The organism is Actinokineospora enzanensis DSM 44649, assembly GCF_000374445.1.
GTDB lineage: Bacteria > Actinomycetota > Actinomycetes > Mycobacteriales > Pseudonocardiaceae > Actinokineospora > Actinokineospora enzanensis.
This window is the reverse complement of the sequence record NZ_KB894428.1, coordinates 100,692-116,536: the sequence shown is the minus strand read 5'-3', so window position 1 is coordinate 116,536 and position 15,845 is coordinate 100,692. Positions and strand designations below refer to the sequence as shown.

Below are 15,845 nucleotides of genomic sequence, written 5' to 3'. Positions count from 1 at the left end.
CACCGGCTGTGGCCGTATCGATGTGGTGTTCACCAGGCAGTCGACACCTCAACCAGCCCGGCCAGCCGGTCTGGATCGCCCTTGGGGGGCCGGTGGACCAACGTGAGTACGGCGATCACGCGGCGTTACAGGATGCCGCGTGGCGCAGCCGTGTACAGGAGTCGGCCAGAGCCGACGTGAAGGCGATGCTGCGCGGCGCGCGGCGCCGCCGGATCGAGCGCTGGCTGGTGGCCGCGATGGCGCTGGTCGCCGTGGTCGCCCTGGTGATGCTGCTGCTCGGCGTCGGCGTCTTCGACAACGACTCGCCCGCGGGCGACCGGGCCCCGGAGCCGGGGGCGACCGCGCCGACCCTGCACGTCATCGACCCGACCCACCCCTTCGCGCACACCCCGGCCGACACCTGGGCGGACGGCGCCGACGGCATCCAGGCCCCACCGGCCATGCGCGTCGGCGAGTTCAGCGCCGAGGACGTGGCACACGCGACCGGCCTGGTGCGCGACGCCCTGGTCGCCAGCCGCCTCGACCCGACGATGCTGGTCAAACACGACCCGAGCCGGTACCTCTCGCTGCTCGCGCCGGACACCCGCCGCCAGCTGGAACCACTGTTCGGCACCGGCCGCGAACGCGACGCGCAGGCCCTGGTGAGCCTGATCGCGGACGGCAGCCCACTGCTGCCCGCCGCACCGAAGGTCAAGGGCACGATGCGCGTCGAGGCAGGCGGGGTCGGCGAGCTCGTGGTGCACACCAACTACCTGTTCGTCTACGCCTTCGCCGGGACGACGGCGACGAGGGCCACGGACCCGATGGACATCATCGTGCTGGTACGGGCCGACGTGCAGTACATCTTCCGACAGGGACCGCGCTGGACGAAGGGCAGCCAGGGCCTCTGGTACGGCGACGATGTGGACGGCTACGCGTATTCGATCTCGTGCGCGGCGTACAAGCGGGGCTTCCTGGCGCCGATGACCGACCAGGAACTCACGGTGAGTGGCGCACGGCAGGAACGTGACACCTTCTTCGACCCGAACGCGAAGATCCCCGCCGCCAGCTGCCCTGCCTGATCCGGCGGGAACCCCCTGGTCGGGCCCCTGGGCGGGGGCTCGTCCTGGGGGTTTCCCCGGTCGCGTCCGGTGACGAATGGTTCATCCGGTCGTGCTATGTGGACGCGGAACTTTCCTCGGCGTGTCGTTCGTTGCGAGTTGAGGTTGTGCGAGCGCGAGGGACAGGAGACGCGGCGGACGGCTCCCCCTAGCGATGATCATCTGGATGGCCGGACGGGCGGGCGCAGGAGTCGGGGCATCGAGGAAGAGTGTCGATCCATCGGCTTGGGGCGACATCTGCGCGGGTCGTCCACAAGTTCGATAACTATCGATATATCGGTTTGTCGAGCTGGGGTGTCCGCCTGGGCATTGTGGTCCAAGAAGTGGGGACGGTCCGTCTTTGCGGTGGGGGTGGTCGTGACCGACGATGGGGGGTATGGGTAGGAAGCCGCCGGAGCGGGATGTTGTCGAGGGGGATCTGGGGGTTTCGGCGCCCAAGACGTGGGCGGCGGGGATTCCTGGGGTGGTGGTGTCGCTCCGGCGTGGGGTTGAGCAGATGGGGGTCGGGCGGACCGCGGGGACGTTGCGGTTGCTCAATCAGCGGGAGGGGTTCGACTGTCCGGGGTGTGCGTGGCCGGAGTCGCAGGAGCACCGGAAGGTGGCCGAGTTCTGCGAGAACGGGGCGAAGGCCGTTGCCGAGGAGGCGACGCGGCGGCGGGTGGGGTCGGAGTTCTTCGCGGAGCATTCGGTGGCCGCCTTGGCGGAGCGCACCGATTACTGGTTGGGGCAGCAGGGGCGGATCACCGAGCCGGTTGTGCTATGGCCGGGCGCGGAGCACTACGAGGTGATCTCGTGGGGGGACGCGTTCGAGCTGGTGGCGGGGCACCTGCGGGGGTTGGCCGACCCGGATGAGGCCGTGTTCTACACCTCGGGGCGCACCAGCAACGAGGCCGCGTTCCTCTACCAGCTGCTGGTCCGGAGCTTCGGCACGAACAACCTGCCCGACTGCTCCAACATGTGCCACGAGTCGTCCGGTGCGGCGTTGGCGGAGACCACCGGGATCGGCAAGGGGTCGGTCTCGCTGAAGGATCTGACGCACGCCGACCTCATCGTGGTCGTCGGGCAGAACCCGGGGACGAACCACCCGCGCATGCTCAGCGCGTTGGAGGAGGCCAAGGGGAATGGGGCGCGGATCATCGCGGTGAACCCGTTGCCCGAGGCCGGGTTGTTGCGGTTCAAGAATCCGCAGAACGTGCGTGGGGTGATCGGGAAGGGGACGGCGCTCGCGGACGAGTTCGCGCAGATCCGGCTCGGCGGGGACCAGGCGTTGTTCCAGGCTATCGGGCATCTGCTGCTGAAGTGGGAGGCCGAGAATCCCGGCACCGTGGTCGACCAGGATTTCGTCGACACGCGGACCGAGGGGTTCGCGGAATACGTCGAGAGTGTCCGGGAAATCGACTGGGCGGATATCGAGATCGCGACCGGGCTGGAAAGAGACCAGATCGAGCGGGTCGCGCGAATGTTCGTCGAGTCGCAGCGGACGGTCGTCTGCTGGGCGATGGGGTTGACGCAGCACCGCCATTCGGTGCCCACGATCCGCGAGATCGCCAATGTGGTGCTACTCCGGGGGATGATCGGCAAGCCGGGCGCGGGACTTTGCCCGGTCCGGGGTCATTCGAATGTGCAGGGTGACCGGACGATGGGTATCTGGGAGAAGATGCCGGAGAAGTTCCTGGCCGCCCTGGAATCCGAGTTCGGCATCACCGCCCCGCGCAAGCACGGCTACGACACCGTGGCCGCGATCCGGGCGATGCGGGACGGCAAGGCGAGGGTGTTCATGGCGGTCGGCGGCAACTTCGTCTCCGCCGCGCCGGACACCGACGTCACCGAGGCCGCGCTCCGGAAATGCGATCTCACCGTGCACGTGTCCACCAAGCTCAACCGCTCCCACGTCGTCCACGGCCGCACCGCGCTCATTCTCCCGACGAAGGGGCGTACCGAGCGGGACGAGCAGGAATCGGGTGAGCAGTTCGTCACCGTCGAGGACTCGATGTCGGTCGTGCACCGGTCGCGGGGGCGGTTGGAACCGGCATCGGAACACCTGATGTCCGAGGTCGGCATCATTTGCGGGCTCGCCGAAGCGCTTTTCGGGTCTGATCATTCCGTTCCGTGGGCCGAGCTGACCCGCGATTACGACCTGATCAGGAACCACATCGCGAACGTGGTCCCCGGCTGCGCGGACTACAACGCGAAGGTGCGCGGCCCGAACGGATTCGTCCTCCCGCACGCACCACGGGACTCCCGCGAGTTCACCGGAACCCGCAATGACAAAGCGGTATTCACGGTCAATCCGTTGACGATTCTCCGCGTGCCGGAAGGTCGGCTCCTGCTGCAGACCCTGCGCAGCCACGACCAATACAACACGACCATCTACGGCCTCGACGACCGATACCGGGGAATCAAGGACGCCCGCCGGGTGGTCCTGGTCAGCCCCGAGGACATCACGGAGCTCGGCCTCGCGGACGGGCAGCTGGTCACCATCACCAGTGAGTGGGCCGACGACCCGACCGGGGTCACCGAGCGCGAGGCCAAGGACTTCCGGGTCGTCTCCTACCCGACCGCCAAGGGCTGCGCGGCGGCTTACTTCCCCGAGGCGAACTCATTGATCCCACTGGATTCCACCGCGGAGACCTCGAATACCCCGACCTCCAAGTCGATCGTGGTGCGGCTGGCCCCGGTGTGACGATCGCCTCACCGGCCGGGCGGCATCACCGGGCCCGGCCGGGCGTTGGACAGCAGGACCGAACCGACTGCCGGGGAGACGAGATGTCCGCGCCCACCACGCTCACCATGTACTCGACGACCTGGTGCGGGTACTGCCGCCGCCTCAAGACGCTGCTCGACGCCGAGGGGATCGAGTTCGTCGAGGTGGACATCGAGCACACGCCCGCGGCGGCCGACTTCGTGATGAGCGTGAACGGCGGCAACCAGACCGTGCCCACGCTGCACTTCCCGAACGGGTCGGCGCTGACCAACCCGTCGCTGGCGCAGGTCAAGGCACAGCTGGCGCAGTAGGCAAAGGCCCGACCGGCCGACAGTCACCGGACGCGGTGGCCGCGGAAGAGCAGCCACAGCACCCAGGCCTGCGCCAGCGCCGCCGCCACCAGGACGGCGCTGGCGACGATGCCGTCCCACGGTTGCGAGAACGTCGGCAGCAGCACCACGACCAGCGACGCGGGCAGGGTGGCGGCGATGGCCAGGACCGGCGCGAACGACGCGTCGGTCCGCTCGGTCACGGCCAGCATCACCGCGACCACCACGAACACCGCCGTCACCGCGCCGATGTAGCCGAGGGTGATCCTGCGGGCCACTCGGCGGTTGCTCCAGGCCATCGTCGTCCCCTCTCACCCCGTCCAGGGTGCCGCACGCGCGCCGGTCACACCGGACGAGCGAGCACGGCCATCGCCGCGTTGTGCCCGGCGATGCCGCTGACACCTCCTCCCCGCCGCGCGCCGCTGCCGCAGACAAGCAGGTTGGGCACGTCGGTCTCGACGCCCCAGCCGCCGTCGCCGAACGGCCAGGCCAGGTCGCCGTGGAAGATGTTGCCGCCCGGCATGGCCAGCTCGGCTTCGAGGTCGCGCGGTGTGCGGGCCTCGACGCACGGGCGGCCGTCGATGGTGGCGAGGCAGTCGGCGATCGGGTCGAGCAGGTGGCGGTCGAGCCCGGCGAGGTAGCGGCGCACGAGCTCGTCGCGGGTGGCGTCGTTGTCGGTGAACAGGGTGTCGGGCAGGTGCAGGCCGAACAGGGTCAGCGTGTGCGCGGTCGGCGAGTCCACAATGGACCGATCGGTCAGCGTGTGGCAGTACATCTCCCCCGGCGGCCGCTCGGGCAGCGAGCCCGCCGCGCTCAGCCGATAGGCCTCCTCCAGTTCCGTATACGACTCGTCGAGATGGAAGGTGCCCGCGAAGGCCTGCTCAGGTGAAATGCCGGAACGCAAGCGCGGCAACCGATCCAGCAGCACATTGACCTTCAACTGCGCCCCGACCGGCGGCGTGCCAACGCGTCCCCGCACACGATCCAGCACGGCGGGAGCGACCCCGGACAACACATATCCGGCGTCAACGGCCACTTCCTCGTCACCGGCCCGGTAAATCACCTGGGCGGTCTTCCCGTCGACGTCCACGCGCACGACCTCGGCGCCGGTCACGATATGTGCCCCGGCCTCGCGCGCGGCGCGCGTCAATTCCGCTGTGACAGCGCCCATTCCGCCGACCGGGACTCGCCATTCGCCGGTGCCATTCCCGATGACGTGATAGAGGAAGCACCGGTTGGCCCGCATGTCGGTCAACGAGGCGTGCGTGCCGATCAGCCCGTCGGTGGCGACGACGCCCCGCACCACATCGTCGGTGAACGTCGTGGTGAGCGTTTCCGACAACGGCTGTTCGAACACCTGACGCCACACCGTCCGCCCGGCCGCGGAAACGACCAGATCACGAACGCTTTCCTTGGTAGGCAACGGTTCCAGCAGAGTAGGCGCCAATGCCACCGCCATGCGCGAGATTCCCGCGTAGAACTCGCGCCAGCGCGCGTATTCGGCATCGGAGCCGGTCAGGGCCCGGAAGGACGCCGTCGTCTCGGCCTCGTCCCCCACCAGCAACCCGGTGTGCACGCCGTCGCGGACGATCGGCGTGTACGAGGACACCGAGCGAGAACGCAGGGTGAGCCGCAGCCCGAGGTCGGCGACGATCCGGTCCGGCAGCAGGCTGACCAGGTACGAGTAGCGGGACAGCCGCACGCCGGGGAACGGGCTCGCGCTGACCGCCGCCCCACCGACCCGGTCGAGCCGTTCCACCACCAGCACGGACCGCCCGGCCCGCGCGAGATACGCGGCGGCGACGAGCGCGTTGTGCCCGCCGCCGACCACCACCACGTCGTGGCGGTTCATCGCAGGTGGGACGCGCCGTTGAGGTCCAGGACCGCGCCGGAGGCCCACAGCGCCTCGGGCGAGGCGAGGTAGACGACCGCGGCGGCGATCTCCGCGGGGTCCGCGACCCGGCCGAACGGGCTCTGCGCCCGGATCGCCGCGCCTTGCTCACCGGACAACCGGTCCGCGACCCGGTCGGTCTCGACGAACCCGGGCGCGACCGAGGCGACCGCGATCCCGTGCGGCGCCAACGCGACGGCGAGCGACTGGCCGAGCGAGTGCAGCCCGGCCTTGCTCGCGCCGTAGGCGGGGTGGCCCGGTTCGCCGCGGAACGCGCCACGCGACCCGACATTGATGATCCGACCGCCGGTTCCCTGCGCCAACATCCGGGCCGCCACCTGGTGGGTCAGGTTGGCGGCGCCGAGCAGGTTCACCGCCAGCACTTCGGTCCATACCTTCGCCCATTCGGCGTAAGGCATGGCGTCTATCGGTTGCGCTCCGGTGAGCACCGCCGCGTTGTTCACAAGTACGTCGATTCCGCCCAAACCGTCCACGGTCGTTCCCACCAGCGCCGGAATCGCGGCCGGGTCGGCGAGGTCGCCGCCGACCGCCACATGTCCCGTTCCCGGAAGCGCGTCGCGGACGCGTTCCGCCCGTCCGGCACCGGAAAAGTAGTGCACAGCGACCCGGTCGCCACGTTCGGCGAAGGCCAGCGCGATCGCCGCGCCTATACCACTCGACGCCCCGGAGACCAGGACCCGGCGCGGTGGTCGCCGGTCGCCGTCGGGGAAATCGTTGGGCGCGTTCACATTCCCACCTTCCCATTAATGTCGGAATAAGGAGGTATGACTCTATTGGTATGTACCAATATGGGTCATCCGGCTCTTACCGTCGGTGTCTACCCTGCACAACTCGCCCTCGCTAGGAGAGCGTGATGAATCGAAAGTTGACCGCTGCCGCCATGGCAGCACTGACGGCGGCCGGTCTGACGACCGCGTTCGTCCTAACCCCCTCGGCGACCGCTGGCCAGAGCGCCGCCCCGATCGCAGTGGCCGACGCGGCCAGCCCCGACATGCTCGTGGCCATGGCCCGTGACCTGAAGCTCAGCCCCGAGCAGGCGCGCCAACGCCTGGCCCGGGAGCACAAGGCCGTCGCGGCCGAGGGTGCCCTGCGCGGCTCCCTGGGCAGCGCGTTCGGTGGCGCGTGGTTGGACTCCGGAGCCGACAGGCTGACCGTCGCGCTGACCGACGCGAGCAAGGCCGACCAGGTTCGCGGCCTCGGCGCGACCCCGAAGGTGGTGGCCCGCAGCGAGGCCGCGCTGAACTCCGGCAAGTCCCGGCTGGACGGCAACTCGCAGGCCGCGCCGAAGAGCATCCCCGGCTGGTACGTCGACGTCAGCACGAACGCGGTGGTCGTGCTGGCCAAGCCGGGCAGCGAGGGCGCGGCGCAGGCGTGGGCCAAGGCCAGCGGCGTGGACGCGTCGGCGATCCGGGTGGAGGCCTCGGCCGAGCAGCCCCGGACGCTGATCGACGTCATCGGCGGCAACGCGTACTACTTCAACGGCGGCAGCCGCTGCTCCATCGGCTTCCCGGTGACCGACGGCTTCGTCACCGCGGGCCACTGCGGCACCCCGGGCACGGCGACCACCCAGCCCACCGGCTCGGTCGTCACCTCGCGCTTCCCGGGCAACGACTACGGCTACGTGCGCGTCGCGGCGGGCAACACCCCGCGGCCGCTGGTCAACCACTACGGCGGCACGAACGTGACCGTCGGGGGCAGCACCGAGGCCGCCATCGGCGCGTCGGTGTGCCGCTCGGGCTCCACCACCGGCTGGCACTGCGGCACCATCCAGCAGAAGAACGCCACCGTGAACTACCAGGAAGGCTCCGTCAACGGCCTGACCCGGACCAACGCGTGCGCCGAGCCCGGCGACTCGGGTGGTTCGTGGCTGGCGGGCGACCAGGCGCAGGGCGTCACCTCCGGTGGCTCCGGCAACTGCACCTCGGGCGGCACCTTCTACTTCCAGCCGCTGCTGCCGATCCTGTCGGCGACCGGCGCGCGCCTGCTGACCGGTGGCAGCACGCCGCCGACCAGCAACACCACCACGACCACGCCGGGCACCCCGCCGGGCAACACCTCGTGGGCGCCGTACACGAACTACGCGGCGGGCGCGACCGTGACCTACAGCGGTGTGTCCTACCGGGCCATCCAGGGTCACTACTCGCTCCCGGGCTGGGAGCCGCCGAACGTGCCCTCGCTGTGGGCGCGTCAGTAAACAGCTCCCGCTAGGCGAAGCCGCCCCCGACGTCCACCGTCGGGGGCGGCTTTCGTCTCGCCCGGACCTACTCTGGACACATGGGACGGGTGACGGTGCGCAGGCCGGTGGTCCGGGTGACGCCGCAGGGGCGGCACAGCAGGCCGGACGCGCTGGCGGCGGAGGAGCCGTTGGAGCTGCGGGTGGGTGGTCGGGCACTGGCGGTCACCATGCGCACGCCGGGCCACGATGTGGAGCTGGCGCACGGGTTCCTGCTCACCGAGGGCGTGATCGGCGACCGGTCCGATGTGGCCGTGGCGCGGTACTGCGACGGGGTGGACGACGAGGGACGCAACACCTACAACGTGCTGGACGTGGCGCTGGCGGAGGGGGTGCCGCCGCCGGAGACCGGTGTGGAGCGCAACTTCTACACGACGTCGTCGTGCGGGGTGTGCGGGAAGGCCGCTTTGGACGCGGTGCGGCTGAAGACGCGCCACTCCCCCGCCGCCGATCCGGTGCGGGTGTCGCCGTCGGTGTTGGCCGGGTTGCCGGAGGTGTTGCTGGAGCGGCAGAAGGTGTTCGGCAGCACGGGCGGCCTGCACGGGGCGGGTCTGTTCACGGCGGACGGTGACGTGCTCGTGGTGCGCGAGGACGTCGGTAGGCACAACGCGGTGGACAAAGTCCTGGGGTGGGCGGTGTTGCAGGACCGGGTGCCGTTGACGGGGACGGTGCTGTTGGTGTCGGGGCGCGCGTCGTTCGAGCTGGTGCAGAAGGCGGCGATGGCGGGGGTGCCGGTGCTCGCGGCCGTGTCGGCGCCGTCGTCACTCGCCGTGTCGTTGGCCGAGGAGCAGGGCATGACCCTGGTGGGGTTCCTGCGCGGCGACACGATGAACCTTTACACCGGGGATGCCCGTATTGCCTGAGGTTGCCCGGGTCGACGGGAACGTGAGGTAAGCGACAACCGTCGAGACATTGGGCTGTTCAGGGGACATTTCACCCGATCGCGGGCACACTGCGTGTCTGAACCGAGAAACGTCTGGACCACTTCCCACGATGAGGTGGTCAGGCGGTGGGAACTGCACGTCGCGGTGACCCACTTCCGTCCAGTGGGTGGCGGGGAACCACGGAGGGGTCATGCTGAAACGGCGGTCACTACTGGTCGCGGGCGCGGCCGCCGCCGCCACCTCCGGCATCGCCCTCGGCGCCGCCACCGGCACCCTGCCCGTCCTGGACGTGATGGCGCGGGCCCTGGGCGCCGACGACACGGACCCGATCATCCGGACCGAACGCGTGCGTTCGATGGCGCGCGGCACGGACGTCACCATGGTCACGATCCTGCCTGCGGACGCTCCCCGGAACCTGCCGGTCTGCCTGTTCCTGCACGGCCTACGCGGCGACGCCGCCCATGCCGCACCGTCCGGCCTGGCCCGCACACTGGCGACGCGGGTGCAGGAGGGTTCGCTGCCGCCGTTCGCGTTCGTCGCCCTGGACGGGGGGGACAACTACTGGCACGAGAACCATGTGGGTGACAACCCGATGGGGATGCTGCTGGACGAGGTGCCTCGGTGGCTGCGTGAGCGCGGGCTGGGAGACGCGTCCGGTACGCCGTTCGCGTGCGCGGGGGTGTCGATGGGCGGGTTCGGGGCTTTGCTGTACGCGCGGCGGCGACAGGAGGTACGGCAGCCGGTGGCGGCGGTGGCGGCTATCTCGCCTGGGCTGTTGATGTCGTGGCGGGAGATGAGCACTCGGCGGGCGTTCAAGAACAACCAGGAGTGGGCGCAGCTGGATCCGCTGCGCAACACGGACAAGCTGGGGCGGACACCGGTGGGGATCTGGTGTGGGACCGAGGACCACTTCATCGAGGGCGCGCGCAAGTTCATCCGGCTGGCGCGGCCGGAGGTGGCGTTCACGGGGCCTGGGGGGCATGGGGATTCGTTCTATCGGGGGATCGTGCCGTCGGTGCTGGACTTCCTGGGGAAACACGTTCCGGTTTCGGCTGCCAAGGCTTGAGGCTGCTGTTCGGGCTTGCCGCTGAGCCAGCTTTGCGCTGAGCAGCAACTCGGCTTTCGGAGACCTGATTCATCCGATCGGTGCATGGCTGTATCGGCGGCTCGATGACCGGACGGCGTCCGGTCGCTCGTGCCCCAGGCTTGTCTGCCCGATGGACGCCGCCACCCAGCCGTTGACCGTGCCCAGATCCCCGCTGGGGTCCGCCCCAGCTCATCCGAGTCGCGGCGATCGCTAGCGCGGTGGACGCGGACGTGGCGCCGCCAGCCAAACGGGAACCGCAACTGGCTCGGGCAGGCCGGTGTGCCGACTGGCCGCTTGCTGTGCTGGCAGCTCAGCGTGCCGACTGAACCGGGTTGCAGGCCAGGGTTGAGTAGGCACGGCGGCCAGGGACAGCGCCTGTCGCGCGGGCCAGAGGCCGGGCGTGGCTTTGGGGAGTCGGCGGCCAGCTCGGCGGCGTGTAGGGATCAGGGCCGGTGGTCCATCGCGGGGAGGCCAGCCACGCGGGCTTCCCTGTGGCGGTTCGGCCCGGAGCCTTCCCATGGACAACCCTGCCTAGCTGGGCAGGCCCACCGCCCGGCGTCCCCGGGCCCAGCATCCCGGCCGGGATGCTGGGCAGCCACGGCCAGTCGCCACGCTAGGACGTCAGTGGGACGTCGGGGGTGGGCCCTCAGGCCGGTAGGGCGGTAAGGCGGCTGCCGGTCGCAGCCAACGTCAGTCGCGGCTGACGGTGTGGCTGCTGGGGCCGGGCCGCTTGGACTCACGTTTCCGCCGGTTCCTTGTCCTGGCCGCGCCCTCAGTCACGTCCCGACGCCCCGCCTGCCATGTCCCCACAGCCTTCGTCCGATGATCTCCGCGCTCCCACGCCCCTTCCCGCGCTCACGATTACTTTCCCTCGCGCTCGCACAACCTCAACTCGCAACGAACGACACGCCGACGAAAGTTCCGTGTCCACATCGCCTGATGCGGTGAGGAAAACCTGACCCTGAGTGCACAATCCTCCGTCGCAAGCCAGCCGAGGAAGCACTCTCAGGTGACAAGAACACGACGGGGTGAAGCCGGATATGACCCCTGGTAAACAGCAGCGCCCCGCCGAAAGGCGGGGCGCTGCTGGAGCGTTTGTCAACAGGTCAGGCGGACTTTTCGCGGCGTTCGCGGCGGGAGGGCTGGCGGGCGACGATCGTGGGGTTCACGTTCTCGCGGACCGTCTGCTCGGTGATGACGACCTTGGCCACGTCCGTGCGGCTCGGGATGTCGTACATGACCGACTGCAGGACCTCCTCCATGATGGCCCGCAGCCCACGAGCGCCCGTGCCGCGCAGGATGGCCTGGTCGGCGACCGCTTCCAGGGCGGTGTCGGTGAACTCCAGTTCGACGCCGTCCATCTCGAAGAGCTTCTGGTACTGCTTGACCAGGGCGTTGCGCGGCTCGGTGAGGATCTGGACGAGGGAGACCTTGTCCAGGTTGGTCACGCTGGCCAGGACCGGCAGGCGGCCGATGAACTCGGGGATCAGGCCGAACTTGATCAGGTCCTCGGGCATGGTGTCGGCGAACATGTCGGCGGCGTCGATGTCGGCCTTGGAGCGGATCTCGGCGCCGAAGCCGAGGCCGCGCTTGCCGACCCGGTCCTGGATGATCTTCTCCAGGCCCGCGAACGCGCCCGCCACGATGAACAGGACGTTCGTGGTGTCGATCTGGATGAACTCCTGGTGGGGGTGCTTGCGGCCGCCCTGCGGGGGGACGCTGGCGGTGGTGCCCTCCAGGATCTTGAGCAGGGCCTGCTGCACGCCCTCGCCCGACACGTCGCGGGTGATCGACGGGTTCTCGCTCTTGCGGGCGATCTTGTCGACCTCGTCGATGTAGATGATGCCGGTCTCGGCGCGCTTGACGTCGTAGTCGGCGGCCTGGATCAGCTTGAGCAGGATGTTCTCGACGTCCTCGCCGACGTAGCCCGCCTCGGTCAGCGCGGTGGCGTCGGCGATGGCGAACGGGACGTTGAGCAGCTTGGCCAGGGTCTGGGCGAGGTAGGTCTTGCCGCAGCCGGTGGGGCCGAGCATGAGGATGTTCGACTTGGCCAGCTCGACGGTCTCCTCGCGGGACTCGCGGCCCTCGGGGCGGGCGCGGTCACCGGCCTGGATGCGTTTGTAGTGGTTGTAGACCGCCACGGCCAGCGAGCGCTTGGCGTCGTCCTGGCCGATGACGTACTGGTCGAGGAAGTCGTGGATCTCGGCGGGCTTGGGCAGCTCGTCGAGTTTGACGTCGCCCGCCTCGGCGAGCTCCTCCTCGATGATCTCGTTGCAGAGGTCGATGCACTCATCACAGATGTACACGCCGGGACCGGCGATGAGCTTTTTCACCTGCTTCTGGCTCTTCCCGCAGAAAGAACACTTGAGCAGGTCTCCGCCGTCACCGATACGTGCCATGACCGCTGACCTCTGTCCCCTCCGGCGCACAGGGGTGTGCGCCTGCTGTGTGTCGGCTACGCCCGGCCGGCCGCGCCGCGGGAAGCCCGGATGTGCTCCGGGAATCCGCCGCGTGGCCGGACCGGTCGCGACCGTTGCCCTCGACGGTACCCGCCCTCCCCCGCCCTGCGGGAGAAGCAGACGACCGACGCGGCCCGATCTGCCCATCTGACCTAGTCGAACACGGTAGGCCGGGTACGGCCCGCGTGTCGGGTCTTTTCGACCGTTCGCCTCCCCAGGCGAGGGATTTCGCCCAGTCAGCCCTTGGCGGAGGCCTTCCGGTACGGCAGCACCTCGTCGATGATGCCGTATTCCTTGGCCTCGGCCGCGGTGAGGATCTTGTCCCGCTCGATGTCCTGGCGGACCTGCTCCAGGTCCCGGCCGGTGTGCCGGGCCAGGGTGGTCTCCAGGGCGGCGCGCACCCGCTGGATCTCGGCGGCCTGGATCTCCAGGTCGGAGACCTGGCCGTAGACGCCCTCGGTGGACGGCTGGTGGATGAGCACGCGCACGTTGGGCAGCGCGAACCGCTTGCCGGGGGTGCCCGCGGCGAGCAGCACGGCGGCCGCGGAGGCGGCCTGGCCCAGGCAGAACGTCTGGATGTCGGGCCGGACGTACTGCATGGTGTCGTAGATGGCCATCAGCGAGGTGAACGAGCCACCCGGCGAGTTGATGTACATCAGGATGTCCCGGTCCGGGTCCGTGGACTCCAGGTAGATGAGCTGGGCCATCACGTCGTTCGCCGAGGCGTCGTCGATCTGGACGCCGACGAAGATGACCCGCTCCTCGAAGAGCTTGTTGTACGGGTTGGACTCCTTGACCCCGTAGCTCGTGCGCTCCACGAAGGACGGCAGCACGTACCGGGACTGCGGGAGGTGAAGTTCACTCACGTGGTGCTCCTGGGTTTCTCTTGCGTCCGCGGCCGGTCAGTTCGAGGAGGGGGTCTGCGCGACCCGGCTCACGATGTGGTCGATGAAGCCGTATTCCTTGGCCTCCTCGGCGGTGAACCAGCGGTCGCGGTCGGCGTCCGCGGTGACCTTCTCCACCGTCTGGCCGGTCTGCTCCGCGGTGATCAGCGCCATCTCGTACTTCCACTTGGCGTAGACCTGGGCGCGGATCGCGATGTCGGACGCCGTACCGCCGACGCCCGCGGACGGCTGGTGCATCATGATCCGGGTGTGCGGCAGGGCGTAGCGCTTGCCGGGGGTGCCGGAGGCCAGCAGGAACTGGCCCATGGAGGCGGCCAGGCCCATCCCCCAGGTCGCCACGTCCGGCTCGATGAGCTGCATCGTGTCGTAGATCGCCATGCCCGCGGTGACCGAGCCGCCCGGCGAGTTGATGTAGAACGTGATGTCCCGCTCGGGGTCCTCGGCGGCGAGCAGCAGCAGCTGCGCGGTGATGCGGTTGGCGATGTCGTCGTCGACCTCGGAGCCGAGGAAGACGATGCGCTCGCGGAGCAGCCGCTCGTACACCGAGTCGTTCAGGTTGAGCCCCGCGGTGGCGGACCGCATGTGGGGCGAGTGGTGCTGCGACACGTCTGCCTGCCTTCTCCGGAGAGTCTCTGGCTCGGTACTACTGATCTCTACGATCCGACATTAACGAAGGCGGGCGGCGCCGACTTCCCGACACCGCCCACTTTCGCTCAGAGCGTCAAAGAGTTCCCACCCGACCGGGTGTCACCCGGCGACGGTCTCGCTGTCCGCCTTGGTGGTGCCGGTGTCCTCACCGGACTCGACGGACTCCACAGCCTCGACGGCCGTGTCGGTGTCGTCGTCGGCGTCATTGTCGGGAGCGCCGAACAGCTCGCTCAGGTCGACGGCGTTGCCGGTGGCGTCGGTGACGGTGGCCTGGCGCACCACGGTGGCCAGCGCCTTGCCCCGGCGCACGTCGGCGAAGATCGCGCCGAGCTGGCCGGACTGCTGGGCCCGCTGCACGTACTCGTCCGGGCTGACGCCGAAGCGCTGGGCCTGGTAGATGATCCGCTCGGTCAGCTCGGCGTCGGACACCTGCACGCCCTCGGCCTCGGCGATGGCGTCCAGGATGAGCTGGGTCTTGACCGACTTCTCGGAGTCCTCGCGCACCTCGGTGTCGAAGTCCTCGCGGGTCTTGTCCTGGGTGGCGAGGTACTCGTCGAGCTTGGCCTCGTCGTGGTCGAACGGGTGGACCGCGTCGTGCATGCGGTTGTCCACCTCGGCCTGTACGACCTTGTCCGGCAGCGGCACCTCGACGACCTCAAGCAGCGCGTCGAGGACCTTGTCGCGGGCCTGCACGCCCTGCTGCATGCGCTTGACCCGGGTGAGCCGCTCGCGCAGGTCGGCGCGCAGCTCCTCGATGGTGTCGAACTCGCTGGCGAGCTGGGCGAACTCGTCGTCCGGCGCGGGCAGCTCGCGCACCTTGACCGTCTGCACGGTGACCGAGACCTCGGCCTCGCGGCCCGCGTACTCGCCTGCGACCAGGGTGGTGCCGAAGGTCTTGGTCTCGCCTGCGGCGGCGCCGACGAGGGCGGCGTCGATGCCGTCGATCAGCTCGCCGGAGCCGACCTCGTAGGACAGGCCGCCGGTCTTGGCCTCCGGCACGTCCACACCGTCCACAGTGGCCGACAGGTCGACGGAGACGAAGTCGCCGTCCTCGACCGGGCGGTCGGCGCCGGTGAGCGTGCCGAACCGGGCGCGCAGCTCGTCGAGCTGCTCGTCCACCTCGGTGTCGGCGAGCTCAAGGTCGTCCACCGTGACGGCGAACTCGCCGAAGGCGGGCAGGGTGATGTCGGGGCGCACGTCGACCTCGGCGGTGAAGGCGATGTGGTCGCCGTCCTCCAGCTTCGTGACCTCGATGTCGGGCTGGCCGAGGGTCTTGACCTCGCCCGCGTTGACGGCCTCAAGGTATTTGGCCGGGATCGCCTCGTTGACCACCTCGTCCAGGATGGGCGCGCGGCCGATGCGGGACTCGATGACCCGGGCGGGGGCCTTGCCCGGCCGGAAGCCGGGGATGCGGACCTGGCTCGCGAGCTTGCGGTAGGCGCGGTCGAAGTTCGGCTTGAGCTCGTCGAACGGCACCTCGACGTTGATCCGGACCCGCGTCGGGCTCAGCTGCTCGACGGTGCTCTTCAACGTGGTCTCCTCGTGCGGCTGACTGGGACTGCGTAGGGACTGTGGCGACCGGCC

The 15,845-nt window shown here is 69.4% G+C and carries 13 protein-coding genes; 6 read left to right on the top strand and 7 right to left on the bottom strand.

Features of this window, described 5'->3' with window-relative positions; all coding sequences use genetic code 11:
• The first annotated feature begins 92 nt into the window (after positions 1–92).
• The 3 genes from C503_RS0126185 to C503_RS0126175 all read left to right on the top strand — a co-directional run bounded on the left by C503_RS0126185 (position 93) and on the right by C503_RS0126175 (position 4,115).
• On the top strand, positions 93–1,061 hold the full coding sequence (locus tag C503_RS0126185; RefSeq protein WP_156893491.1) for a hypothetical protein: 969 nt from the start codon (positions 93–95) through the stop codon (positions 1,059–1,061).
• 415 nt (positions 1,062–1,476) lie between these two features.
• Positions 1,477–3,783 (top strand): FdhF/YdeP family oxidoreductase, encoded by a 2,307-nt coding sequence (locus tag C503_RS0126180; protein ID WP_026316715.1) that lies wholly within the window; start codon positions 1,477–1,479, stop codon positions 3,781–3,783.
• Positions 3,784–3,866: 83 nt separating this feature from the next.
• Positions 3,867–4,115, top strand: coding sequence for a mycoredoxin (locus C503_RS0126175; protein ID WP_018685183.1), 249 nt, complete (start codon positions 3,867–3,869; stop codon positions 4,113–4,115).
• Between the two features lie 23 nt (positions 4,116–4,138).
• Here C503_RS0126175 and C503_RS40930 read toward each other — a convergent pair whose 3' ends face one another.
• From C503_RS40930 to C503_RS0126160, 3 genes are read right to left on the bottom strand one after another with little or no spacing between them, the layout of a single operon-like run.
• Entirely contained in the window at positions 4,139–4,432 is a 294-nt protein-coding gene (locus tag C503_RS40930) for an SCO4225 family membrane protein (RefSeq protein WP_156893490.1), read from the bottom strand.
• A 44-nt stretch (positions 4,433–4,476) separates the two neighbouring features.
• Positions 4,477–5,985, bottom strand: a complete 1,509-nt coding sequence (locus C503_RS0126165) for a phytoene desaturase family protein (RefSeq protein ID WP_018685181.1) — start codon at positions 5,983–5,985, stop codon at positions 4,477–4,479.
• Complete coding sequence (locus C503_RS0126160) at positions 5,982–6,773, bottom strand: SDR family NAD(P)-dependent oxidoreductase (protein WP_018685180.1); 792 nt, start codon at positions 6,771–6,773, stop codon at positions 5,982–5,984. Before C503_RS0126160 ends, C503_RS0126165 begins: the two co-directional genes overlap by 4 nt.
• A 125-nt stretch (positions 6,774–6,898) precedes the next feature.
• On the opposite strand from C503_RS0126160, the gene C503_RS0126155 reads away from it, so the two are divergent.
• The 3 genes from C503_RS0126155 (at position 6,899) to C503_RS0126145 (ending at position 10,228) form a co-directional block, all read left to right on the top strand.
• On the top strand, positions 6,899–8,239 hold the full coding sequence (locus C503_RS0126155) for an alpha-lytic protease prodomain-containing protein (RefSeq protein WP_026316713.1): 1,341 nt from the start codon (positions 6,899–6,901) through the stop codon (positions 8,237–8,239).
• Positions 8,240–8,319: 80 nt separating this feature from the next.
• Positions 8,320–9,141: a formate dehydrogenase accessory sulfurtransferase FdhD gene (gene fdhD, locus C503_RS0126150; protein ID WP_018685178.1), complete on the top strand. Its 822-nt coding sequence runs from the start codon at positions 8,320–8,322 to the stop codon at positions 9,139–9,141.
• Positions 9,142–9,352: 211 nt separating this feature from the next.
• Complete coding sequence (locus C503_RS0126145) at positions 9,353–10,228, top strand: alpha/beta hydrolase (RefSeq protein ID WP_018685177.1); 876 nt, start codon at positions 9,353–9,355, stop codon at positions 10,226–10,228.
• A 1,127-nt stretch (positions 10,229–11,355) separates the two neighbouring features.
• Here the strand turns inward: C503_RS0126145 and clpX are convergent.
• The 4 genes from clpX to tig all read right to left on the bottom strand — a co-directional run bounded on the left by clpX (position 11,356) and on the right by tig (position 15,791).
• Positions 11,356–12,648, bottom strand: a complete 1,293-nt coding sequence (clpX, locus tag C503_RS0126140; protein ID WP_018685176.1) for an ATP-dependent Clp protease ATP-binding subunit ClpX — start codon at positions 12,646–12,648, stop codon at positions 11,356–11,358.
• 296 nt (positions 12,649–12,944) lie between these two features.
• Complete coding sequence (locus tag C503_RS0126135) at positions 12,945–13,574, bottom strand: ATP-dependent Clp protease proteolytic subunit (RefSeq protein WP_018685175.1); 630 nt, start codon at positions 13,572–13,574, stop codon at positions 12,945–12,947.
• A gap of 36 nt (positions 13,575–13,610) precedes the next feature.
• Positions 13,611–14,219: an ATP-dependent Clp protease proteolytic subunit gene (locus tag C503_RS0126130; protein ID WP_281170536.1), complete on the bottom strand. Its 609-nt coding sequence runs from the start codon at positions 14,217–14,219 to the stop codon at positions 13,611–13,613.
• A gap of 141 nt (positions 14,220–14,360) precedes the next feature.
• Complete coding sequence (gene tig, locus C503_RS0126125) at positions 14,361–15,791, bottom strand: trigger factor (protein ID WP_018685173.1); 1,431 nt, start codon at positions 15,789–15,791, stop codon at positions 14,361–14,363.
• Between the last annotated feature and the right edge of the window lie 54 nt (positions 15,792–15,845).

Excerpts from the sequence above, each read along its gene's own strand:
- C503_RS0126180 (WP_026316715.1), top strand. The coding sequence starts at position 1,477 with ATGGGTAGGAAGCCGCCGGAGCGGGATGTTGTCGAGGGGGATCTGGGG.
- C503_RS0126175 (WP_018685183.1), top strand. The coding sequence starts at position 3,867 with ATGTCCGCGCCCACCACGCTCACCATGTACTCGACGACCTGGTGCGGG.
- C503_RS40930 (WP_156893490.1), bottom strand. The coding sequence starts at position 4,432 with ATGGCCTGGAGCAACCGCCGAGTGGCCCGCAGGATCACCCTCGGCTAC.
- C503_RS0126165 (WP_018685181.1), bottom strand. The coding sequence starts at position 5,985 with ATGAACCGCCACGACGTGGTGGTGGTCGGCGGCGGGCACAACGCGCTC.
- C503_RS0126155 (WP_026316713.1), top strand. The coding sequence starts at position 6,899 with ATGAATCGAAAGTTGACCGCTGCCGCCATGGCAGCACTGACGGCGGCC.
- fdhD (WP_018685178.1), top strand. The coding sequence starts at position 8,320 with ATGGGACGGGTGACGGTGCGCAGGCCGGTGGTCCGGGTGACGCCGCAG.
- C503_RS0126145 (WP_018685177.1), top strand. The coding sequence starts at position 9,353 with ATGCTGAAACGGCGGTCACTACTGGTCGCGGGCGCGGCCGCCGCCGCC.
- clpX (WP_018685176.1), bottom strand. The coding sequence starts at position 12,648 with ATGGCACGTATCGGTGACGGCGGAGACCTGCTCAAGTGTTCTTTCTGC.